The sequence below is a fragment of the Yersinia aldovae ATCC 35236 genome (assembly GCF_000173735.1).
GTDB lineage: Bacteria > Pseudomonadota > Gammaproteobacteria > Enterobacterales > Enterobacteriaceae > Yersinia > Yersinia aldovae.
This window is the reverse complement of record NZ_ACCB01000010.1, coordinates 1-23,240: the sequence shown is the minus strand read 5'-3', so window position 1 is coordinate 23,240 and position 23,240 is coordinate 1. Positions and strand designations below refer to the sequence as shown.

Here is a 23,240-nt window from a genome sequence, read left to right as displayed (position 1 = left end):
GTCGTCGTGGCGTCAGCCACTGGAGTGTCACTTGTTACTGAGCTATCAGCCTTCATGCAAGCCGCATTCACGTTTTAGGCCAAAGAAGCGCGTCTCTTCTTCGCTCATGCCCGGTTCCCATTTACGGGTGGTATGAGTATCACCAACTGATAGATAACCCTCTTCCCATAGCGGATGATAACTCAGGCCATGTTGCGTCAAGTACTGGTAAACCTGCCGGTTATCCCAATCAATGATAGGGAGCAACTTGAAGACCCCGCGCGCAATGGCCAAAACGGGTAGTTTTGCACGACTCCCTGATTGTTCACGGCGCAGGCCCGCAAACCAGGTTTGCGCACCTAAGGTTTCCAGTGCGCGGTTCATCGGCTCAACTTTATTCAGCTCGTTATAGCGCTCTATGCCCTCAACACCCTGTTCCCACAGTTTGCCATAGCGAGCTTCTTGCCAGGCGGGGCTTTGCTGCGCGCGAAACACCTGCAAATTGAGCTGAAGTTTTTCGGTAAGAGAATCAATAAACTGATAGGTTTCAGGGAACAGATAACCGGTATCAGTGAGGATCACCGGGATATCCGGCTGCTGGCGTGTCACCAGATGCAAGCAAACTGCGGCCTGAATACCAAAGCTGGAAGAGAGCACAAACTCACCGGGTAGATTTTCCAACGCCCAACTGACGCGCTCCTGTGCGGTTAGATGCTCCAATTGCCCATTAACCAGCGCCAATGCCGCCGCTTGTTCCGCTTTCGGCAGCGCGTTAAGTTCATTGAGATTAAATTGGCTCACACCGCCTCCTGAACATCATAAAAGTCGCGGGCTGAATCTATCACCGGAGCAATAACACCGACGCGAATAACAAAATCACCGAAACCTTCATCAGTATGACGTTCCTTCGCCCAGCGCCCGACCAACTGATCGGTAATGGCCAGAATTTCATCTTCAGTAATGTTTTCACGGTACATCCGCGGTATTCGCGTACCTTCGCGATTGCCGCCCAGATGCAGGTTATAGCGGCCAACCGCTTTCCCCACCAGCCCCATTTCCGCCAATAAAGCACGGCCACAGCCATTAGGGCAACCAGTGACGCGCATCACAATATGCTCATCAGGCAGACCATGCTGTTGCAAAATACCTTCAATACGGGTGACAAACTCCGGCAGGAAGCGTTCAGCCTCCGCCATCGCCAATGGGCAAGTTGGGAACGAAACACAAGCCATTGAATTCTCACGCTGCGGGCTGACACTGTCATCCATCAGGCCATGTTCACGGGCCAATGCTTCAATGCGCGCTTTGTCTTTTTCCGGCACACCAGCCACAATCAGGTTCTGGTTAGCGGTTAAACGGAAATCGCCCTGATGGATTTTGGCAATTTCCGCCACGCCGGTTTTCAGACTGCGGCCTGGGTAATCCAGCAAACGGCCATTTTCGATAAATAGGGTCAGATGCCACTTTTTATCAATGCCTTTCACCCAACCGATGCGATCGCCACGGCCAGTAAATTGATAAGGTTTGATGGCTGTGAAACTCACACCGGCGCGCTTTTCAACTTCGGCTTTAAACACATCAACACCGACGCGCTCTAGCGTATATTTGGTTTTAGCATTCTTACGGTCAGTACGGTTACCCCAATCGCGTTGGGTCGTCACCACCGCTTCAGCGATAGCTAAAGTGTGTTGTAGCGGGATATAGCCAAATTCACTGGCTTTGCGTGGGTAAGTATTCTTATCACCGTGGGCAATAGATAACCCACCGCCTACCAGCACGTTAAAGCCGACTAACTTGCCCTTCTCCGCCACAGCGACAAAGTTAAGGTCATTGGCATGGAGATCCACATCATTTTGCGGCGGAATGACTACCGTCGTTTTGAATTTGCGAGGCAAATAAGTGGCACCGAGGATCGGTTCTTCATCCGTGGTTGCCACTTTTTCGGCATCCAGCCAGATCTCAGCGTAAGCACGGGTGCGTGGCAGTAGATGCTCGGAAATCTTCTTCGCCCATTCATAAGCTTCCTGATGGAGCACTGATTCCACCGGATTCGAGGTGCAAAGCACGTTACGGTTAACATCGTTTGCCGTTGCTAATGCATCCAGACCCAATTGATTGAGCAACTGGTGAGCCGGTTTGACATTCCCTTTCAAAATGCCATGAAACTGGAATGTCTGGCGGTTAGTGATACGAATGCTGCCATATAAGGTGTTATCCGCAGCAAACTTATCAATCCCCAACCACTGTTGCGGGGTAATGATCCCACCAGGTAAACGGCAGCGCAACATCATGGCATGGCGTGGTTCCAGCTTCTGTTCAGCGCGCTCGGCACGGATATCACGGTCATCTTGTTGATACATGCCGTGAAAGCGGATTAACAAGAAGTTATCGCCATTGAACCCGCCGGTCAGCCCGTCATTCAAATCTTCTGCAATCGTCCCGCGTAGGAAGTTGCTTTGCGACTTCATGCGCTCGCCGTCAGAAAGTTTTCCCGTCACGACCAACGGCCCAGGGTGTTTTTCACTCATCAGTACACATCCCGCTGATAACGGCGCGCCAGGCGCAGCTCACTTAAATATTCATCAGCCTGCTCAGCATCCATCGCGCCGTGCAGAGCCACCACGTCCAGTAAAACCTGCTCAACGTCTTTCGCCATGCGATTAGCATCGCCACAGACGTAAATGTGGGCACCTTGTTGGATCCAATCCCACAGTTCTGCACCTTGTTCGCGCAGTTTGTCTTGTACATATATTTTATGGGCTTGATCGCGCGACCATGCCAGATCAATACGAGTCAGCAAGCCATCTTTGACATAGCGTTGCCATTCAACCTGATAGAGAAAATCTTCAGTAAAATGCGGATTGCCGAACAGTAACCAGTTCTTGCCCGTAGCACCGTCGGCTTCGCGCTGCTGCATAAACGCACGGAACGGGGCAATACCAGTTCCTGGCCCAATCATTATCACTGGCGTTTCTGGGTTAGCGGGTAGACGGAAGTTATCGTTATGTTCGATAAAGATGCGAATATCACCATCCACTTTGAGGCGATCCGCCAGATAACCCGATGCACCACCTGTACGTGGCCGACCATCAATGTCATAGCGCACCACGCCAACGGTGATATGCACTTCATTCTCGGTTTCAGCCTGTGAGGAGGCGATGGAATAGAGGCGAGGTGTCAGTGGCCGTAATAACGCAATCAATTGATCCGCATTCAGGTCTGAAGGAGCCTGACGAACCATATCAACAATTGGGGTATTTTTCGCATAGTGTTGCAGCGCCGGTTTATCCGCCAACAGCGCAATCAGTTTCTCATCTCGGGAAAGTGCGGCGTATTTATCGACAATCACCGTGGTGTTTTGTGTCAGTTCAAAATGGCTGCACAGCGCTTGAGCCAGCGGCATATTCTGCTCATCAACACAGACCGGCTCATCGCCTTTAAGCCACAATAGCGCCAACAACTCTTCGACCAATGCCAAGTCATTATCAAACCAGACACCCAGAGCATCGCCCGGTTGGTAGCGCAGCCCGGAGTCCCCTAAATCAATTTCAATATGGCGCACATCTTTTTCGGAGTTACGGCCTGTCACTTTCTGCTGCACGGATAACTGTGCGGTCAGTGGCGCAGTTTTACTGTAAGGGCTGGAGGTGAGTTCATCAACCGCGCCGCTTTGCGTAATCGCAGCAGCAGCGGATTGCGCAGGGACTCTTGCCTGCAATGTCGCCACAATCTGTTGACGCCACTGTAGTGCGGATTCTTGATATTCTACATCGGCATCCACTCTCTCCAGCAGCCGCTGAGCGCCAAGCTCTGCCAGCTTATTGTCAAAATCTTTGCCTGCCTGACAGAAATGCTCGTAGGAGGTATCACCTAAACCAAACACCGCAAACACTGTTTCTGGCAATTTTGGCGCTTTTTTAGAGAATAAGAATTTATGCAATGCGACGGCTTCCTCCGCCGGTTCACCTTCGCCTTGAGTAGAAGCGACAATCACCAGCAAGCGTTCCTGCGCGATTTGTTTAAACTTATAATCACTGGCATTTACCAGATTGACGTTAAGTTTCACCGCTAAAAGATCATCGCGTAACTGCTCCGCCAAACGGCGCGCGTTGCCGGTCTGAGAGGCGGAAATCAGGGTGATCGTCACTGGCGCGGGTGCCGCCACCGCAGGGGCAACAACCGCGCCAGATTGCTGGTTAACCATGCCCCAGAAGTAACCGGACAACCATGCCATCTGGGTTGGGGAAAAATCACCCACCACCGCTTGCAAGCGGGCCAACTGCTCCGGCGATAGCGGAAGTAAAGAACAAGGAGGAGCCTGAGTCGTCATTGCAGTACTAATTCCTTTATGCTTAGCCACGAAAGGCACGGACAACTATCAGTGCAAACAGTTTGCGCTCAAAAGTCTTGATAGTTTGTAAGGTTAACCATCCCGATAATAACAATTAAAGAAGCGATGGAAATAATAAATAACTAAAACGACTAAGCAGTTTTTCAGGTAATAGATACGAGTTAAAGTATTCAACTTATTAGGAAAATTCACTTGTGGTTACATCAATCATACATAGGTCTACGTCTGTATATAAATCAGTAAGCTAGGTGATATAAATAAAAATATGGCAGACCCAATACCGCCGTCGTTACGCGCGATCATAGCCAGTATCGGTGCTTTCCGGTACTATGCGGCGGTTTTTGAGTTAATAAGGTCAAGACTATGAGCACTACTCTATTTAAAGATTTTCAGTTTGAAGCTGCCCATCGGCTACCTCATGTCCCAGAGGGCCATAAGTGCGGTCGCTTGCACGGCCATTCATTTATGATCCGTATTGAGGTCACTGGTGAAGTTGACGCTCACTCCGGCTGGGTGATGGATTTTGCTGAGCTGAAAGCCGCATTTAACCCCATTTGGGAGCGTTTGGATCATCATTATCTAAATGACATTCCTGGTTTGGAAAATCCAACCAGTGAAGTGCTGGCCAGTTGGATTTGGCAACAACTTAAACCGCAGTTACCAGAACTGAGCGCGGTGATGGTGAAAGAGACCTGTTCTGCGGGTTGTGTTTATCGCGGCGAGTAAAGCTGATACCCAAAATCATTGGCGTTACAGCAAGGCTGCAAGCGAACAAATCCCGATGAGCTTACATGAGTAAGTGATTCGGGTGACAAATCTGTCGGGAGCAGATTTGAACGCTGCTTGCAGCGGCCTCGCAGAGGCGAGGCCCATGGATGGGCCGAGTAATGAACGCAGCTAACAACGCTGTAACGGCAAAGGCGCATCGGATCCCCAAAGTCATTGGCATTACAGCAAGGCTGCAAGCGAACAAATCCCGATGAGCTTACATGAGTAAGTGATTCGGGTTAGTAAGCGCCGCAACACCGCTGCGGCAGCAAGGGCGAAGGGGATTAAGCGATATTTAAATACTTATGTGTCTGCATCGATAGCCGCCAGTTCCTGGCGATACAAGTTTCAATACAGAGCTTGGTAGCCTCGTCTTTCTGGCTGATAGGCTGCAAGGCAATAATCCGCTTTTTGTCATCCGTCAGTGTTTCCAGCAATGCCTCCAGCGCCTCGATATCCCGTAGACGCCCCACTGGATGTTTAATTTCATCAGCTCGCTCTAATGCCTGAGGTAGCACTTTCAGGCCACCACGCATATTCACTTTTGGCGAAACCGTTACCCAAGTGGTGGCCGAGCACCGCACTTCATGAGTACCGCTGGTTTCAATCTGACAACGGTAACCGGCTTGTTCTAGCTGTGAGGTTAACGGAAACAAATCATAAATAGCAGGCTCCCCCCCCGTTATCACCACATGGCGAGCGGTATAGCCTTGTTGAATGAAGAGATCCAATAGTTGCTGTTCGCTGGCGGAACCCCAAGCATCACTTTCGGCAGTTTTTACCATGATGCGTTGCATATCGACTTCCCGATCGGCCTCTTTCTCCCAAGTGTGTTTAGTATCGCACCAACTGCAACCTACCGGACAGCCCTGCAAGCGCACGAAAATCGCCGGTACGCCGGTGAAGTAACCTTCGCCCTGCAAGGTCTGGAACATTTCATTAATCGGGTACTGCATCTGCATATCTATCCTGATTCAAGCCAATGGGCGATTATCGCAGATTCTCTGACTGTGACCAAACTGGCAACACTTCTGCTGCCAGTTTGTCTGTATCAGAGTATTACTCAATCACACCACAGGCCATCCGCGCACCGCCACCGCCTAATGGCATAGGATGATCGGCATAATTATCACCACCGGCATGGATCATCAGCGCGTGTTTTTTAATCTCAGAGAGTGATTTCAGCCGTGGAGCCAATACCTGATAAGTAGCCGTGCCATCGGCATTCATCACCAGCCCTGGCAGATCGCCAAGATGCCCTTGGTCATTATAAGGCCCAAGGTGTGCGGCGGTTTTTTGTGGGTCAAAATGCCCCCCCGCAGCGAGTGCTGGCATGGCTTTACCGTCTTTTTGCCCCGGAGTACAGCTTGGGTTCTCATGTAGGTGGAAACCATGAATACCTGCCACCAACCCAGTTAGCTTCGGCGTGAACAGCAAACCATAAGGGGTTTCGGTCACAGTCACAGTGCCGAGGGCCTTACCATTACCGTCGGGCAGCGCTTCATTCATCGTTACGGTAACACCTGCCGCCAGCACACTGCCGGCAAAAAGTATCGCCGGTAACGTTAAGTATTTCAGTTTCATCAGTTATCTTCCTTTATGCATTATTGTCGAATCATTCCGGTACTTATTAATAATAACCAGTGATGAATTATCTGCACGGCAGCGGTGTTTTAGATGTGAGTCAGACAGGTCATCCCTGCGAGATTCAGATTAATCTCGCAGGAAACAAGCGGTAATAATAGGTTAATTGGGATGAGTCAACTAATTTGCGGGTGCCACATTATATTTAAAGTTAGCTCACAGCTAACATATCACCGAAGCTTGCCAATGCATTAGAATTCGTTGGAGAATTATATGAGCAGAGCATTTCGCTATTTTCCAGGATGGAAGACATTAGATACGTTAAGGGGGATAAATACCCTTCAGATGATATATCACTCTTCGGTGATAACATTACTTTGGAGTTAATATTATTCGCAACAAGTTTGCGTTTCGCCTGTACCTTATCAGCCGCTTTAGCTACCTGCTTTTTATACATAGCAGGACATTCGTCAACTGTCTGGTTTTCTTGGCACCCTTTTTTTGAGCTAGTCATTACTGTTCCACCATCAATATGTACGGTAATTCCTCCATCTTCACGCTTAATACTTTTTTCAACTATATTCTTATCAATTACGCCGCATTGAATTTCAACATAAGCCTGTTGAAATAAGACATCTCCATTCGCAACTGATTTTAATATATCATCAGATGCATTATTTTCAGCCAGAATAACTAAGTTTGAAATTTCAATAAGTCCATAGTTGCGTTCGGGCGAAAGAAAGCTAATTATTTTTTCATGACCCTTTAAGCGATCAGTCTGAAAAAGCCTCTTACGACTCACCTTATCAAAAATTACATCATTCGTTTTTTTAGATAAATTCAAATATAAAATAAAGGATTTACTTATACCTTCATCTATTTGAGATTTTTGTCTTTCCAATGCTGCTCTATTTTCCGATATATTGATGTCAATATTAGTTTTAGATATTCCCCTCTCAGATTCAGCGTACGATAATCTGGCAGATTCAGAGTTATTAACAGGCTCGATTATCCCTTTCGATTCCAATTCAGTAGGGAGAGGAACGTTTTTCGTTTTACCATTCAAGGTGCCTTGAATGCCGGGAGCTAACTTATTATTTATGTCTGGCTGAGTATTTCCATCCTGACGCACGCCCTTTGCATAGGAAAAAATGCCTTCTGAGGATAATTCCTTGCTTCTAATCTTGTTACATATTATTTTTATTTCATTTTTCCTCACTTTAAATACATGAATAAGATAAGCTTCGCTGGCAGTAATTTCCCCCTTAGCAACCGAGTATAATAATTCATCGGATACACCGCCGTTAATCAAGGTGATTAATTCCACTGAACTAAAAGCTACTTCATCTTTTTTTAAACTAATAACTTCAATTATCTCCTTACGTAGCACTTTGGGCTTACCTGAAAGAACATAATTAAAATCTATGATTAAAGAACCGGTCAATATATCACTTACTTTACTTCCTTCAAGGCTAACATTATAGTTATATTGTGCCAAATAGAAATTCGTAATAGACTTAGAGTAAGGTAACATAGATAAATCGAATGATCCTCTTACGATTTTTTTTAAATCTTCATACTCGATACCGCTAACCGTCAATTCTTTTAAAATTTTAATGGATTTATTGAAAACTATTTTATTGTTATATGCAAACCTTGCCAGTTTTTTACTAACGCCATAATCATCTACAGCTCGAGCTATCTTTCTATTTTTCTCTGCAATATCTATTGTTACTATTTTATTAGTGATCTCTATTTTTTTACTATCGGACATGTCTTTATTAATATGGGAGAACCCTGTTTTCTCAAGTAATTGGGGATTAAATGCACTCACTACTCGCTTAGATTTATATAATGAAGTTTCGGTTAAAAACGGATTATTAGCATCCTGTTTTTTTAGATGTTGTAGTATCTTTTTTTCTTGCAATAGAATACCTGAATCCTGCTGCAATTTTTTTATATCTATCTCGTGGGGAGAGTCATGCCTGAAAAATAATTCATTTATCTCATCTTCATTAAACCCTATTTTAATAAGCGTGTAAATAAGGACATATTTATTCTCATTTTCAACAGCTTGAAAAATTAAATCTTTGGATGCACCAGAGTCATTTAATACTAACATCCTCGCTAAGTTATAGCGTCGGGATGAACCATCTGCGATATTCAGGTAGTAATCAAACTCATATTTACTGAAGTTAGGAAATAGATGTAAAAATAGATCTGATAAACTCGCGTTCCCGCTAAAATCACATTGTATACCATCATCAATATATTTTAATTTTTTTTCCACGCCGTCATTAAACTCAATCATACCTTTTTCAAAATAATTCAGGTCTAATGATGGTTTTTTCTCATAGGGTGCAGAATATGAATTTCTCATATAAATCCTTATAAATTAGTGAATAGGTAGAATATCTTTCATATAGTCTATGCCAAGCCATTCTACCTAAAACCGATTTAATTCCATCTCAAATTATCTTTATAAGTATTATTATTCTTTACCACAAAAATAAATCCATAAAAAAACCCACCTATTAAGGTGGGTTATCAACAAACTGTTTTACAGAAGGTAGAGCGCAGTAATTACTGGCCTTTGACTTCTTTAAGACCGTTGAATGGTGCGCGGTCGCCCAGCGCTTCCTCAATCCGAATAAGCTGGTTGTATTTAGCAACACGGTCAGAACGGCTCATAGAACCGGTTTTGATTTGGCCCGCTGCGGTACCGACTGCCAGATCGGCAATAGTAGCATCTTCGGTTTCGCCTGAACGGTGAGAGATAACCGCGGTGTAACCTGCATCTTTCGCCATCTTGATAGCAGCCAGAGTTTCGGTCAGAGAACCGATCTGGTTGAATTTAATCAAGATAGAGTTAGCAACGCCTTTGTCGATACCTTCCTTCAGGATCTTGGTGTTGGTTACGAACAGGTCGTCACCAACCAACTGGATTTTGTCACCCAGAACTTCGGTCTGGTATTTGAAGCCAGCCCAGTCAGATTCGTCCAGACCGTCTTCGATAGAAACGATTGGGTACTGTTTGGTCAGGTCTTCCAGGAAGTGAGTGAACTCTTCAGAAGTGAACGCTTTGTTGCCTTCGCCAGCCAGGACATATTTGCCATCTTTGTAGAATTCAGATGCAGCACAGTCCATCGCCAGAGTGACGTCTTTGCCCAACACGTAGCCTGCCTGTTTTACCGCTTCAGCGATAACAGCCAATGCTTCGGCGTTAGAACCCAGGTTTGGCGCGTAGCCGCCTTCGTCGCCTACCGCAGTGCTCATGCCTTTGGATTTCAGAACTTTAGCCAAGGTATGGAACACTTCAGAACCGATGCGAACCGCTTCTTTCAGAGTTTTAGCGCCGACTGGCTGAATCATAAACTCTTGAATATCAACGTTGTTATCAGCATGCTCGCCGCCGTTGATGATGTTCATCATCGGCAATGGCATAGAGAATTTGCCTGGGGTGCCGTTCAGTTCAGCAATGTGCTCATACAAAGGCATGCCTTTAGATGCTGCTGCGGCTTTCGCAGCTGCCAGAGAAACAGCGAGGATGGCGTTAGCACCAAACTGGGATTTGTTCTCAGTACCGTCCAGATCGATCATGATTTTATCGATATTAGCCTGATCTTTGGCATCTTTACCGATAACTGCCTGAGCAATTGGGCCATTTACTGCTGCAACGGCTTTCAGAACGCCTTTGCCCAGGAAACGGGATTTGTCACCGTCACGCAGTTCCAGTGCTTCACGGGAACCAGTAGAAGCACCTGATGGTGCCGCAGCCAAACCAACAAAACCGCCTTCCAGATGAACTTCGGCTTCTACAGTTGGGTTACCACGGGAGTCGATGATTTCGCGACCGATGACTTTAACGATTTTGGACATTAGATTCTCCTCAGTACAAGTTAAACTAAAACTCCAGACAGAGGGGGCGACATCGCTGCCGCCCCTTCTACCAAATATTTTATTTCACCTGGCGCTTCTGATAATCACCAGCCGCTTTTACAAAACCGGCGAACAACGGGTGACCATCACGCGGCGTCGAAGTAAATTCTGGATGGAACTGACAAGCCACAAACCACGGGTGATTTGGTAACTCGATGATTTCCACCAGTTTGTTATCCGCAGAACGCCCTGCTACACGTAACCCGGCGGCTTCAATCTGCTTCAACAACATGTTGTTTACTTCATAGCGATGACGATGACGTTCAACGATGGTAGGTTCGCCATACATCTGGCGCACCAGGCTACCTTCAGTCAGGTGACATTGCTGCCCACCCACACGCATGGTACCGCCCAAATCGCTCTCTTCCGTGCGTACTTCAACGTTGCCGTCTTCATCACGCCATTCGGTGATTAATGCGACCACCGGATACTTACAGTCTGGCACAAATTCTGTGGAGTTCGCATTTTCCATCCCCGCCACATTGCGGGCAAACTCCATCAGTGCAACCTGCATACCCAGGCAAATACCCAGATAAGGAATATTGTGTTCACGGGCATAGCGTGCCGCCAGTACTTTGCCTTCCACACCACGGTAACCGAAACCGCCGGGGATAAGGATAGCATCCAGCCCTTTTAGCATCTCTTCGCCGCGCGTTTCAACATCTTGCGAATCGATCAGCTTAATATTCACCGTCAGACGATTTTTTAGCCCGCCGTGCTTGAGCGCTTCAATCACCGATTTATAAGCATCCGGCAGTTCTACGTATTTGCCGATCATCCCGATGGTCACTTCGCCACCCGGATTTGATTCTTCGTATAATACCTGTTCCCATTCAGCGAGATTTGCTTCAGGACAAGTTAAGCTGAATCGTTTACAAATATAATCGTCAAGGCCCTGTGATTTCAATAGCCCTGGGATTTTATAAATGGAATCAACATCTTTTAGGGAGATAACCGCTTTCTCTGGCACATTGCAGAACAAGGCAATTTTGGCCCGTTCATTAGCAGGAACTGCGCGATCAGAACGGCAAATCAGCACATCTGGCTGAATACCGATAGAAAGCAGCTCTTTTACCGAATGTTGCGTTGGCTTAGTTTTCACTTCACCGGCAGCCGCCAGGTAAGGAACCAATGTCAGGTGCATGTAAAGTGTATGCTCGCGGCCAACATCAACCGCCATCTGACGAATGGCCTCGAGGAATGGCAGAGATTCAATATCGCCCACGGTACCACCAATTTCAACCAAAACGACATCGTGACCTTCGCCGCCTTCGATGATACGTTCTTTAATGGCATTGGTGATGTGAGGAATAACCTGAATGGTCGCACCCAAGTAGTCGCCACGGCGCTCTTTACGCAGAACTTCCGAGTAGATACGGCCGGTGGTGAAGTTATTACGGCGGGTCATTTTGGTGCGAATGAAGCGCTCGTAGTGCCCTAAATCCAGATCGGTTTCAGCACCATCTTCGGTGACGAAAACTTCCCCGTGTTGTGTCGGGCTCATGGTGCCCGGATCCACGTTGATATACGGGTCCAGTTTCATGATGGTAACGTTGAGGCCACGGGCTTCAAGTATAGCCGCCAGAGAGGCTGCGGCAATGCCTTTACCCAGAGAGGATACGACCCCGCCGGTCACAAAAATATAATTAGTTGTCATGCTGAACCTGAAGTTTAGGTTTAAAGACGATGGAAGAACCAAGACGGGAAAGTAGTATACCCGAACCTTGGTTTCGCTACAAACACTCTCCGTACCAGTGACCGTTTTCACCGCTAAGACTGCACGGAATACCGCCCTACTATCCTTTATAATTCAATGCATTAGCGCAATTAAAATTCAACAACCATCCATCAAATGAATTAAAACACCTTACATTTCAGTTTCTTGCTTTTTAACTTGCTGCCAGGCAGATTCCATTTCATCCAATGTCGCGCTCTCCATAGTCTTACCTGACGCCGTAACTATTTGTTCTACCTGACGAAAACGACGTTCAAACTTACGATTTGCCGCCTGTAAGGCATTTTCAGCTTTATGGCCTAAATGGCGAGATAAGTTAACGGTGGCAAACAGTAAATCACCAATTTCCTCACCCAACTTCTCTTCATCCACCACTACCTGGTGAGCTTCGAACATCACTTCATCGATCTCTTCGTAGACTTTATCCAGCACCGGCCCCAGAGTGTCCCAATCAAAACCGACTGATGCGCAACGCTGCTGGATTTTATGCGCTTTCATCAGCGCGGGCAGCGCGTCAGGGATATCATCTAATGCCGAATATAATGCCTTCTCCGCCCTTTCTTCGGCTTTACGCGACTCCCACCCTGCCAATGCAGTGTCACTGCTAATTATAGCGTCTGAAACGTTTTGCGGCGCATCAGGGAATACATGTGGATGGCGACGTTCCAGTTTATCGCAGATGGCATGACAAACATCATCGAACGCAAATAGCCCTTGCTCCTGCCCCATCTGTGCATAAAACACCACCTGAAACAGCAAATCCCCCAATTCATCACGTAAATCGTCAAAATCCTTGCGCTGAATCGCGTCAAGCACCTCATAGGTTTCTTCTAATGTATAGGGAGCGATGGTGTCAAACGTCTGTTTACGATCCCACGGACAGCCATGCGCCGGATCGCGCAAAGTACGCATAATATCCAGCAAACGTTGTAGTGCTAAAGCGGTGGTAGCAGGGGTAGTTACTGGCTGGGTCATCTGAATTTATTCACTTTTTTTAAAAAAATTTGAGGCGTAGCGAGCGCAGGCAGATTGATTGCGGCCAGCGCACAGCCCCCGGAATGTACACGTAGTACATGAGGAGGGCGAGCACTGCCCAATATCAATATGCCAAAGCGCAGTAGCCGTCCAGATCAAAAACTTAATTGCCGTGGAGCCGACGGGCATCTATCACATCCGGCAACTGATTCAGCTTGGCCAACACTCTGCCCAGCACCTGTAGATTGTAGATCTCGATATCCATATCGATGGTTGCCATCATCTTTTTGGTATCGCTACGGCTGGCAACCCCCAGTACATTGACCTTTTCGTTCGCCAAAATGGTGGTGATATCACGCAACAAGCCACTGCGATCATTGGCGGTAACCCGCACCACCAGCGAATAGCCACTGGAATAGCTCTCCCCCCAAACCGCATCGACAATCCGCTCAGGCGCATGGGATTGTAACTCGGCTAGCTGCTCACAATCGGCGCGGTGAATGGATATTCCGCGACCTTGGGTGATAAAACCAATAATTTCATCACCCGGAATAGGCTGGCAGCAGCGCGCAATATGGTGCATCAGGTTACCGACACCTTCGACGACAATGCGCCCGCTGTCTTTACTGGCATTGCGTGGCGGTGGCTGATGTTTATTATTCAGATGGCGTAATGCCTCTAAATCAGCCTCTTCCGCCGTTGGCTTATTTAATTTGCCTTGCAGGAAGTTGACCATCTGATTCAGACGAATATCACCACCGCCAATAGCCGCCAACACTTCATCCATCGAATTCATGTTATAGCGCGGCACCAGCAGCTTCTCTGCCTCTTTCAGACTGATATCCATGTGCTCCAGCTCGTCATCCAACATCTGTCGGCCAGCAAGAATATTCTTGTCTCTGTCTTGTTTTCTAAACCAGTTATGAATCTTGGAGCGCCCGCGGCTGGTAGTGACATAACCGAGGTTAGGATTCAGCCAGTCACGGCTTGGGTTAGGCTGTTTCTGGGTGATGACTTCAATCTGATCACCCATCTGTAACTGGTAAGTAAACGGCACAATTCGGCCACTGATTTTAGCCCCAATACAGCGGTGCCCCACATCGCTATGAATATGGTAAGCGAAGTCGAGTGGGGTAGAACCAGCAGGTAAATCAATAACATCGCCTTTCGGCGTAAACACATAGACCCGATCGTCAAACACCTGACTGCGCACTTCATCCAGCATCTCGCCGGAATCTGCCATCTCTTCCTGCCAGGCAATCAGCTTACGTAACCAGGCAATGCGCCCTTCGTAACCGGAGCGACCTGCGGCCACCGCACCTTCTTTGTACTTCCAGTGGGCAGCAACCCCCAGTTCAGCATCTTCATGCATCTGGCGGGTACGAATCTGAATCTCCAGCGTTTTCCCACGCGGCCCGAGGACTACAGTATGAATTGACTGATAACCATTGGGTTTAGGGTTAGCAACGTAATCATCAAATTCATCGGGCAAATGGCGGAAATGGGTATGGACAATACCGAGTGCGGCATAGCAATCCTGTAAGCGCTCCACCACTACCCGCACGGCTCGCACATCAAACAGTTCATCGAAGGCCAGCGACTTCTTCTGCATTTTGCGCCAGATACTGTAGATATGCTTGGGGCGACCATAAATGTCGGCTTTGATCCCTTCATCTGCCATTGCTTTGTGCAATGTGGCTACAAAATCATCAATGAATTGCTCACGATCGATACGGCGCTCGTGGAGCAATTTGGCGATTTGCTTATATTCATCTGGATGCAAATAGCGGAAGCAGAAGTCTTCCAACTCCCACTTTATCTGGCCGATACCCAAGCGGTTAGCCAGTGGCGCATAGATATTGGAACACTCTTTGGCCGCCAGTACGCGTTCGTCTTCCGGCGCATCTTTCACTTCACGTAAATGTGCAATGCGCTCTGCCAGTTTGATGACCACACAGCGGAAATCTTCCACCATCGCCAATAACATACGGCGCACGTTATCCACTTGCTCAGAGCTCATGGAGTCATTATGAGTGGCTTTCAACTGACGGATGGCATCCATATCGCGCACACCGTGCACCAGATAAGTAATACCTTTACCGAATTGTTCGGTCAGCGTGGCTTCATCCACCACGTTGGCATCCACCAGCGGGAACAGTAGCGCCGCGCGCATACTGTCATTATCCATGCTAAGGGTGGAAAGAATTTCAACCATTTCAAGGCCGCGCCACAGCAACAATGAGGCATCGGGATGGTTTTGCGTCTGCTGCTCACAATACCGCCAGGTTTCGGCCAGGCGCTCACCTGACTGCGGATTAGGAAGCCCCAAACTGGCGATCCAATCGTCGAGAGCAAACTCGCCCGCTGGATTCAAATGTGCACTTCGTACCGCAACCATAACTTCTCCCTACTTTGCGACCCCTGGCTCCTGCATAAACAGCGCCATAGATTCAAGATGCCCGGTGTGGGGAAACATATCCAACATTCGCACCTGAGCAAGACGGTAACCGGCGGCTAACAGCACCTGACTATCCCGTGCCAGCGTGGTGGGATTACACGAAACATACACCACCCGCTTCGGCGCCAGTTTGACTATGTGTGACATAACCCCGGCAGCACCTGCGCGAGCGGGATCTAACAATACTTTATCGAAACCTTGCGCCGCCCACGGCTGGCGGCTAATGTCAGACTCCAGATTCTCATGAAAAAATGACACGTTGGCTAGCCCATTAGTCAGGGCATTATATTGCCCATTCGCTACCAGCGCCGCAACTCCTTCCACCCCGACGACATTGCGCGCACGTCGCGCCAGTGGCAATGTGAAATTACCCATACCGCAGAACAGATCCAACACCCGCTCATGCGGCTCGACTTCAAGCCATTCTATAACCTGAGCCACCATTTGCTGGTTAACCACATCATTGACCTGAATAAAATCCCGCGGGTGAAATGCTAAGCGTAGACCGTCAATCTGGTAATAGGGGTCTTCACCAATCAGTTTTTCCAAACTGTCGCTGTTAGCGGCCAGATATACCGCGATCTGTTCCCGTTTGGCAAATTCGGTCAGAGCCTTACGGTCTACCTCGTTAAGGGTATCAAGGTGGCGCAAAACCAGCAACGGCCCGTTATCAGCTAACACCAACTCTACATGCCCTAACCGACGAACAGCTTTTAATTCAGACAAACACTGATAGAGCGGTTGCAACAAATGCTCCAATTCTGGCCTCAGGACCGGGCAATGTTTTATACTGACTACATTATGGGATTCAGTGCGGTGAAAACCCATTTGCAGCCGTTGCTGTTTAGGCTGATACATCAGCGCCAACCTGGCCCGCCGCCGATAGCCGTACTCTGGGCCACAGATTACCGGTTCTAATTTGACGTGTGCGCCAGTTTCCCGTGCGACCAATCGGGTGAGTGCATCTGCTTTGCTATTGCGCTGTAATTGAGCACAGGCATGTTGCTGTTGACAGCCTCCACAAATACCAAAGTGAGGGCAAGGGGGAGTGACTCTTTCACAACTTTGGTTAAGTAAACGTTTAAGCTTACCGTGCCCATACTGGCGTTTCTGTGCAACCAGCTCAATTTCGGCCTGCTCCCCCGGTAAAACGCCGGGGATAAAAATAGCTTTTCCCTGATAGCGTGCAACGCCCTGCCCAAATGGGTCCAGCGAGTTTACGGTCACCGTTATCGTTTGGTGGGTCGTCACACATCGGTTTGGGGAGTAGAATTGTGCCATATTGATTGATTAAGCATCGGTTACGTAAGCTATTAATTATCCCACATTGGAATACCATGACCAAATACAGTCTTCGCGCGCGCATGATGATTTTAATCCTGGCCCCCACGCTGCTTCTTGGGCTGTTACTCAGCACGTCGTTTATGGTAAATCGCTATAATGAACTGCAAAACCAAGTAGTTAACGCGGGTACGAATATTATCGAACCGCTAGCCGTTGCCAGCGAGTATGGAATGACCTTCCGTAATCGCGATACAGTTCGCCAGTTGATTAATCTACTTCACCGCAGACACTCGAGTATTGTTCGGTCAATATCCGTTTTTAACGCAGATAATAATCTTTTCGTCACATCTAACTATAATTACAATTCCTCACAATTAAGATTGCCCAACGGCGAGCCAATTCCCACCTCACTAATGCTCTCCTATCGCGGCGACTCCTTAATCCTGCGTATGCCCATCGTCGCTGAGTCTAATTTAACCAGTCAGCGATCTTCAGATCCGAATCAGGTTAATAAGCCATTAGGCTATATCGCGATGGATTTGGATCTGCAATCAGTACGCCTACAACAATATAAAGAAGTCTTTATTTCCACCTTACTACTGCTGTTTTGCATGTGTGTAGCGATTTTGTTTGCTTATCGCCTAATGCGCGATGTCACCGGCCCGATCCGTAATATGGTAAATACTGTAGACCGTATTCGTCGTGGGCAGTTAAATAGTCGGGTTGAAGGGCATATGCTTGGGGAATTGAATATTCTCAAAAATGGCATTAACTCGATGGCAATGTCGCTGGCAGCCTATCACGAAGAGATGCAGCAAAATATCGATCAAGCCACGTCTGATCTACGCGAAACATTAGAGCAGATGGAGATCCAGAACGTCGAGTTGGGACTGGCGAAAAAACGCGCGCAGGAAGCCGCACGGATTAAATCGGAGTTTCTGGCCAATATGTCGCATGAGTTGCGTACACCACTCAATGGTGTGATTGGTTTTACCCGTCAAACGCTGAAGACCTCACTGACGCCGACACAAACCGACTATTTGCAAACCATCCAGCGCTCTGCCAACAACCTGTTGTGTATCATTAATGATGTGCTGGACTTTTCCAAGCTGGAAGCCGAGAAGCTGATCCTTGAGCATATCCCTTTCTCACTGCGTGGCGCACTGGATGAAGTGGTTATCCTGCTGGCACATACCGCCCATGAGAAAGGCCTGGAACTGACGTTGCATGTGAACAATGACGTGCCAGAGCAGGTGGTCGGTGATGCCATGCGATTGCAGCAAATTGTGACAAACCTGCTGGGAAATGCGATTAAATTCACCGAACAGGGCAATATTGATATTCTGGTTGCGGTGCGGGCAATCGCCAGCCAGCAGGTCACGCTAGTGGTCGAAATACATGATACCGGCATCGGTATTTCTGAATCGCAACAGGCTCAGTTGTTCCAGGCGTTTCGTCAGGCGGATGCCAGTATTTCGCGTCGTCACGGCGGCACCGGGCTTGGGCTGGTAATTACTGAAAGATTGGTCAAAGAGATGGGAGGCGACATCAGTTTCCACAGTCAGGTGGATCGCGGATCAACGTTCCGATTTTATATCACATTGGATCTTAACGACACAATCGCCTATCGCCATCCGGATATGTCACGGTTAGAAGGGAAGACACTGGCTTATATTGAGCGTAACGCCGCCGCCGCAAGAGCGACGTTAGACCTGCTCAGTGTCACGCCATTGCAGATAACCCATAGCCCGACACTGGCTCAGTTGCCTGCACAGCATTATGATTTCTCGTTAGTTGGTGTGCCAATCCCATTCCGTAATAACATGGCCGTTCATCAGGATAAATTGATGGCGGCATTGAAAATCGCAGACCGCGTTATTTTGGCCCTACCAAGCCAATCACAGGTGGAAGCAGAACAACTTAAGCAAATCGGGGCCAAGGCGTGCCTGGTTAAGCCATTATCATCTAATCGATTGATTCCTCTGCTGTTATCTGAAGATACTCCTTGTGAATTACCTCTATTGGAACAACCTCATAAACTGCCTAAGTTACCTTTCAAAGTGATGGCCGTTGACGACAACCCCGCTAACTTGAAATTAATTGGCACTCTGCTCGAAGAACTGGTTGAAGAGACCGTATTATGTGACAGCGGCGCTAAGGCGATTGCCTATGCCCGTGAAAATACCTTAGATATCATTTTGATGGATATCCAAATGCCAGAAATTGATGGTATCCGTGCCAGCGAAATCATTCATCAGATGTCACATCATCAGGACACCCCTATCATTGCCGTCACCGCTCATGCCGTCAGAGGGCAGCAAGAACAATTATTAAAATTAGGTATGGCAGACTATTTGGCAAAGCCTCTTGATGAAGCCCGGCTGATACAGGCTTTGTCTCGCTATCAACATAATAACCCGCCACCGCTCAAAACAGATATTACGCCGCTATCATCGCCACCACCAGGTCGTGAGGGCGCGATAGATTGGCCCCTCGCTGTCAGGCAAGCTGCAAATAAAGAAATGTTAGCTAAAGACTTATTAATCATGCTGTTAGAGTTTATGCCGCAAGTAACTCTGCGTGTAGACGCTATTCTGGCCGGAGCAGATGATGAGGATATTCTGAATCTGATTCACAAATTTCATGGCAGTTGTGCCTGTAGCGGTGTACCGCGGTTGAGGCAATTGTGTCTGACTATTGAGCAGCAGTTACGCAAGCAAACAAACTTGCAGGATTTACAACCTGAATGGCTTGAACTGATGGATGAGATGGATAACGTCCGCAGTGCTGCAAAAATCTATGTAGCGACAACGTAGTTACATTACTTAATCCAGTAAAAACAACAAAAGGGGCACAGCTAAAATTAACTGTGCCCTGAGGGTAACAACACCACTACATCACATTGTTACTGCATTAATAAATAAAGTGAAGTATCACCACGCTGAATGCTCAATGCCAATACCGATGGTTTGGTGTCGAGGATCTTCCGCAGCTCACCGAGGTTCTGCACCGGTTGTTGGTTAATCCCCATGATGATATCGCCTTTTTTCAGGCCAATACGTGCCGCAGCGGTCCCCGCTTTCACGCTATCAACTTTCACGCCTTTCTTACCGTTAACGTCAGTATTGCTCAACTCCGCACCTTCAATGCCGGTGTAGAGATTGCCGGAGTCAACCTGAGTTTGGCTGCTCTGCTCCAGAGTGACCTCAACATTGATCGGTTTGCCGTCACGCAGCAGGCCCAGCGTCATTTTGCTCCCCACCGGTAAAGTACCGATTTCAGCACGGAAGCCAGCGAAGCTATTGATGGCTTTACCGTTCATACTGACAATCACATCACCCGCCTTAATCCCAGCTTTGGCCGCCGCAGATTTTGGTATAACCTGACTGATAAACGCGCCTTTCTGTGCATCCACTTTCATGGCTTTGGCCAGCTCAGAGTTCAACTCTGTGCCCATGATGCCCAGTTCGCCACGTTTCACTTGGCCGAACTCAACCATCTGCGATGTCAGGTTTTTCACCATGTTACTTGGGATAGCAAACCCGATACCGATATTACCGCCATCCGGAGCCAGAATTGCGGTGTTAATTCCGATCAGCTCACCGTTGAGATTGATCAACGCACCGCCAGAGTTACCCCGGTTAATCGCAGCGTCAGTCTGGATAAAGTTTTCGTAGTTTTCCACATTCAAACCACTGCGTCCCAAGGCCGACACGATACCTGAGGTGACGGTTTCACCCAGCCCATAGGGGTTACCAATAGCAACGGTATAATCCCCGACGCGCAGTTGGTCAGAATCAGCAATTTTAATCGCAGTCAGATTCTTAGCATCTTTGAGCTGTAACAGTGCAATATCGGTACGTGGATCTTTACCAATCACTTTTGCTTCATAGCTGCGCCCATCACTCAACTTTACGTTGATTTTGGTGGCATTATCGACAACGTGATTATTAGTAACCACATAACCCTTAGCGGCATCAATGATCACACCCGAACCAAGGGAACGAAACTCCTGTTTACTTGGCTGACCACCTTGACCGCCCTGCCCCCCCTGACACATCGGAGAGCCTTGGAACGGCGAACCATCCTGGCAGAATGGAGAGTCATCACCAAAGAATTGCTGGAACTGTGGTGGCATCCGGCCCGCAGCACCGGCATTGCTAACCTGGGTGCTGCCTTCTACATTAATACTGACGACCGAAGGCATGACTTTCTCTAGCATAGGCGCCAGGCTAGGAAGCTGCTGGCTGCTGGAAGAAGCCGTTTCTGCCGCAACCGCAGAAGAGACCGGCCCCAGGGCGAAACCGATGCTCAATGCCAATGCACTTAACACTAAAGTTGTTTTTTTCATGTATTCAAGTTCTCGCTATACAATTAACAATTGGGTCAATTAAATGATACGTAACAAACTTACGTCTTGCATAGTAAGATTAAATATGGGGAATGAAGTTCACAGAGCCAATAATAGCAATAGTAAAAAATATTGTCCGTCTTTACAAAACTATAACTTATTAAACGGACAACTCGCCATCACTCGATATGTTATTCTGCAGCCATTAAACGACGATACTCATCGTAAGCATAAAGATCTGTCATACCACTGATATAATCCTGAATTAGCCGCGCACGATAATAATATTCATATATCTCATATTGTTCAGTCGATAAATTACGTAAATTTTCGGTTGATTCAACATAAGCCAACCGATGTTTCGTCGACAATTTATGGAACAACCGAGTTTCAATGGGATACTGGCGGTGAGTGTCTTCTACTACCAATTGGGTAAATGCAGTTTGCGGCATAGCTAATAGCGGGCTATAAATATCCAGCAACCCACTTATTACTCTATACCCTTGTAATTCAAGCTGTTCTACTTCCGGATGATTAAATACGTGTTTCGCTGCAACCTTTTTGAAGGTTTGCAGTAATTTACACGCAGGACTAGAATCTTCTAATAAAGCTTGATTAAACGAACCACAAAATACTGCCGGAAGATGTTCAATAAAGCGTTGTGCGGCATGAGGAACTAATTTCCCCACGGTATTCACCCGTAAATACATGAAAAATTGATCTTCTGAACTACGCCGCCCCTGCCCACGACCTAATTGACGGAATGCACCACCGACGACTTTATCAAACAGATCACCGTGAGTCACCTCGCCCCACTCCTGCATCAGATGCTCATAAAGTTGCTCTACGCTGAAAATAGTTTTTTCGACAGCATCCTCGAGGTCAGCAATACAATAAGAAATATCATCAGCCGCTTCCATAATATATGTTAGAGGAAAACGGTTAAACTCGCCCATATTGAGTTCGCGACGTAAATCTTTAACATAGTGTTCTTCGGCCAGATAAAAACCCGGTTTTTTCATCAAATAGTGATGTGACGGTGGGATATCAGCAGACCAATAAGCGGGTTTGGTATATTTAAGAATGCATCCGACCTGAGCATAAGTCAGATTCAGCTTTAATAAGCTGTAAACCAGGCGAATTGCCTGTGCATTCCCCTCAAACTGGCTGAGGTCATGACGGATTTTACTGCGCAAAATATTAAGTTCAGACTCACCTTCCCGCAGTTTCAGCACATGAATCAGGCACTGATCTTTGCCCCTAGGTTCAGCACCACCGCCATTAGGGTCCATCTGTTTGGTAAACCAGTTATTAATAGCCGATTCACCAAAATGACCAAACGGAGGGTTGCCAATGTCATGCATCAGGCAAGCCATTTCGACAATACTTTCAAAAGGATCAAGCAGTTTATCCAAACCATAAGCGGTGATTTTTTTATCCTGCTTAAAGCGATTTAGGATCTCTTTGGCGATATAACGCCCCACCTGCTGCACCTCCAGCGAATGGGTTAAGCGACTACGTACTGCGGCATTGCGCTCCAATGGGAATACCTGCGTTTTTTGCTGCAAACGCCGGATAGCGGCAGAATTAACTATCCTGCCACGATCACTTTCAAACACTCTGGTGATCTCGTATTCATCTTCTGCCGAGCTGGATTTACCAAATGGCCGCTGAAAACTGATTTTCTGCCTAAAGTCGATCCCGGACATATTTTCTCCTGATCATTACGCATAAACATGTGCTGTAAATAGTGATACCGGCTCCCGCCAGCAGATGCAATTGATTACGTATGAACTGCGGCACATTACGCTATTTT

General features: G+C 47.4%; 15 protein-coding genes. 2 read left to right on the top strand and 13 right to left on the bottom strand.

Annotated features, from left to right (window positions below):
• Nucleotides 1–45: 45 nt before the first annotated feature.
• From YALDO0001_RS06485 to cysJ, 3 genes are read right to left on the bottom strand one after another with little or no spacing between them, the layout of a single operon-like run.
• Nucleotides 46–780, bottom strand: coding sequence for a phosphoadenylyl-sulfate reductase (locus YALDO0001_RS06485; protein WP_042839504.1), 735 nt, complete (start codon nt 778–780; stop codon nt 46–48).
• Complete coding sequence (gene cysI / locus YALDO0001_RS06480; RefSeq protein ID WP_042839503.1) at nt 777–2,507, bottom strand: assimilatory sulfite reductase (NADPH) hemoprotein subunit; 1,731 nt, start codon at nt 2,505–2,507, stop codon at nt 777–779. Before cysI ends, YALDO0001_RS06485 begins: the two co-directional genes overlap by 4 nt.
• Entirely contained in the window at nt 2,507–4,309 is a 1,803-nt protein-coding gene (gene cysJ, locus YALDO0001_RS06475; protein ID WP_004701125.1) for an NADPH-dependent assimilatory sulfite reductase flavoprotein subunit, read from the bottom strand. Before cysJ ends, cysI begins: the two co-directional genes overlap by 1 nt.
• A 384-nt stretch (nt 4,310–4,693) precedes the next feature.
• On the opposite strand from cysJ, the gene queD reads away from it, so the two are divergent.
• Nucleotides 4,694–5,056: a 6-carboxytetrahydropterin synthase QueD gene (gene queD, locus YALDO0001_RS06470; RefSeq protein WP_042839502.1), complete on the top strand. Its 363-nt coding sequence runs from the start codon at nt 4,694–4,696 to the stop codon at nt 5,054–5,056.
• A 326-nt stretch (nt 5,057–5,382) separates the two neighbouring features.
• On the opposite strand, the gene queE is transcribed toward queD, so the two are convergent.
• The 8 genes from queE to rlmD form a co-directional block, all read right to left on the bottom strand.
• On the bottom strand, nt 5,383–6,054 hold the full coding sequence (gene queE / locus YALDO0001_RS06465) for a 7-carboxy-7-deazaguanine synthase QueE (protein ID WP_042839522.1): 672 nt from the start codon (nt 6,052–6,054) through the stop codon (nt 5,383–5,385).
• A gap of 103 nt (nt 6,055–6,157) precedes the next feature.
• The gene (gene sodC, locus YALDO0001_RS06460; protein WP_004701119.1) at nt 6,158–6,682 is read right to left on the bottom strand and encodes a superoxide dismutase family protein; all 525 of its coding nucleotides are present in this window, start codon (nt 6,680–6,682) and stop codon (nt 6,158–6,160) included.
• Nucleotides 6,683–6,893: 211 nt separating this feature from the next.
• Nucleotides 6,894–9,062, bottom strand: a complete 2,169-nt coding sequence (locus YALDO0001_RS06455) for a hypothetical protein (protein ID WP_004701117.1) — start codon at nt 9,060–9,062, stop codon at nt 6,894–6,896.
• Nucleotides 9,063–9,265: 203 nt separating this feature from the next.
• On the bottom strand, nt 9,266–10,561 hold the full coding sequence (eno, locus tag YALDO0001_RS06450) for a phosphopyruvate hydratase (RefSeq protein WP_004701114.1): 1,296 nt from the start codon (nt 10,559–10,561) through the stop codon (nt 9,266–9,268).
• A gap of 79 nt (nt 10,562–10,640) precedes the next feature.
• The gene (pyrG, locus tag YALDO0001_RS06445) at nt 10,641–12,278 is read right to left on the bottom strand and encodes a glutamine hydrolyzing CTP synthase (protein ID WP_004701112.1); all 1,638 of its coding nucleotides are present in this window, start codon (nt 12,276–12,278) and stop codon (nt 10,641–10,643) included.
• Nucleotides 12,279–12,488: 210 nt separating this feature from the next.
• The gene (gene mazG, locus YALDO0001_RS06440; RefSeq protein ID WP_004701110.1) at nt 12,489–13,331 is read right to left on the bottom strand and encodes a nucleoside triphosphate pyrophosphohydrolase; all 843 of its coding nucleotides are present in this window, start codon (nt 13,329–13,331) and stop codon (nt 12,489–12,491) included.
• Between the two features lie 163 nt (nt 13,332–13,494).
• Complete coding sequence (relA, locus tag YALDO0001_RS06435) at nt 13,495–15,729, bottom strand: GTP diphosphokinase (RefSeq protein WP_042547865.1); 2,235 nt, start codon at nt 15,727–15,729, stop codon at nt 13,495–13,497.
• Between the two features lie 9 nt (nt 15,730–15,738).
• On the bottom strand, nt 15,739–17,070 hold the full coding sequence (rlmD, locus tag YALDO0001_RS06430; protein ID WP_042547864.1) for a 23S rRNA (uracil(1939)-C(5))-methyltransferase RlmD: 1,332 nt from the start codon (nt 17,068–17,070) through the stop codon (nt 15,739–15,741).
• Nucleotides 17,071–17,126: 56 nt separating this feature from the next.
• On the opposite strand from rlmD, the gene barA reads away from it, so the two are divergent.
• On the top strand, nt 17,127–19,889 hold the full coding sequence (gene barA, locus YALDO0001_RS06425) for a two-component sensor histidine kinase BarA (protein ID WP_042839501.1): 2,763 nt from the start codon (nt 17,127–17,129) through the stop codon (nt 19,887–19,889).
• A gap of 89 nt (nt 19,890–19,978) precedes the next feature.
• On the opposite strand, the gene degP is transcribed toward barA, so the two are convergent.
• Both degP and dgt read right to left on the bottom strand, forming a co-directional pair.
• Nucleotides 19,979–21,424 (bottom strand): serine endoprotease DegP, encoded by a 1,446-nt coding sequence (gene degP, locus YALDO0001_RS06420; protein ID WP_004701103.1) that lies wholly within the window; start codon nt 21,422–21,424, stop codon nt 19,979–19,981.
• Between the two features lie 191 nt (nt 21,425–21,615).
• Complete coding sequence (dgt, locus tag YALDO0001_RS06415; RefSeq protein WP_004701101.1) at nt 21,616–23,133, bottom strand: dGTPase; 1,518 nt, start codon at nt 23,131–23,133, stop codon at nt 21,616–21,618.
• Nucleotides 23,134–23,240: the final 107 nt, after the last annotated feature.

Bases quoted from the DNA above. Each gene is read 5' to 3' on its own strand.
- cysI (WP_042839503.1), bottom strand. From the start codon at position 2,507: ATGAGTGAAAAACACCCTGGGCCGTTGGTCGTGACGGGAAAACTTTCT.
- cysJ (WP_004701125.1), bottom strand. From the start codon at position 4,309: ATGACGACTCAGGCTCCTCCTTGTTCTTTACTTCCGCTATCGCCGGAG.
- queD (WP_042839502.1), top strand. From the start codon at position 4,694: ATGAGCACTACTCTATTTAAAGATTTTCAGTTTGAAGCTGCCCATCGG.
- queE (WP_042839522.1), bottom strand. From the start codon at position 6,054: ATGCAGTACCCGATTAATGAAATGTTCCAGACCTTGCAGGGCGAAGGT.
- sodC (WP_004701119.1), bottom strand. From the start codon at position 6,682: ATGAAACTGAAATACTTAACGTTACCGGCGATACTTTTTGCCGGCAGT.
- YALDO0001_RS06455 (WP_004701117.1), bottom strand. From the start codon at position 9,062: ATGAGAAATTCATATTCTGCACCCTATGAGAAAAAACCATCATTAGAC.
- eno (WP_004701114.1), bottom strand. From the start codon at position 10,561: ATGTCCAAAATCGTTAAAGTCATCGGTCGCGAAATCATCGACTCCCGT.
- pyrG (WP_004701112.1), bottom strand. From the start codon at position 12,278: ATGACAACTAATTATATTTTTGTGACCGGCGGGGTCGTATCCTCTCTG.
- mazG (WP_004701110.1), bottom strand. From the start codon at position 13,331: ATGACCCAGCCAGTAACTACCCCTGCTACCACCGCTTTAGCACTACAA.
- relA (WP_042547865.1), bottom strand. From the start codon at position 15,729: ATGGTTGCGGTACGAAGTGCACATTTGAATCCAGCGGGCGAGTTTGCT.
- rlmD (WP_042547864.1), bottom strand. From the start codon at position 17,070: ATGGCACAATTCTACTCCCCAAACCGATGTGTGACGACCCACCAAACG.
- barA (WP_042839501.1), top strand. From the start codon at position 17,127: ATGACCAAATACAGTCTTCGCGCGCGCATGATGATTTTAATCCTGGCC.
- degP (WP_004701103.1), bottom strand. From the start codon at position 21,424: ATGAAAAAAACAACTTTAGTGTTAAGTGCATTGGCATTGAGCATCGGT.
- dgt (WP_004701101.1), bottom strand. From the start codon at position 23,133: ATGTCCGGGATCGACTTTAGGCAGAAAATCAGTTTTCAGCGGCCATTT.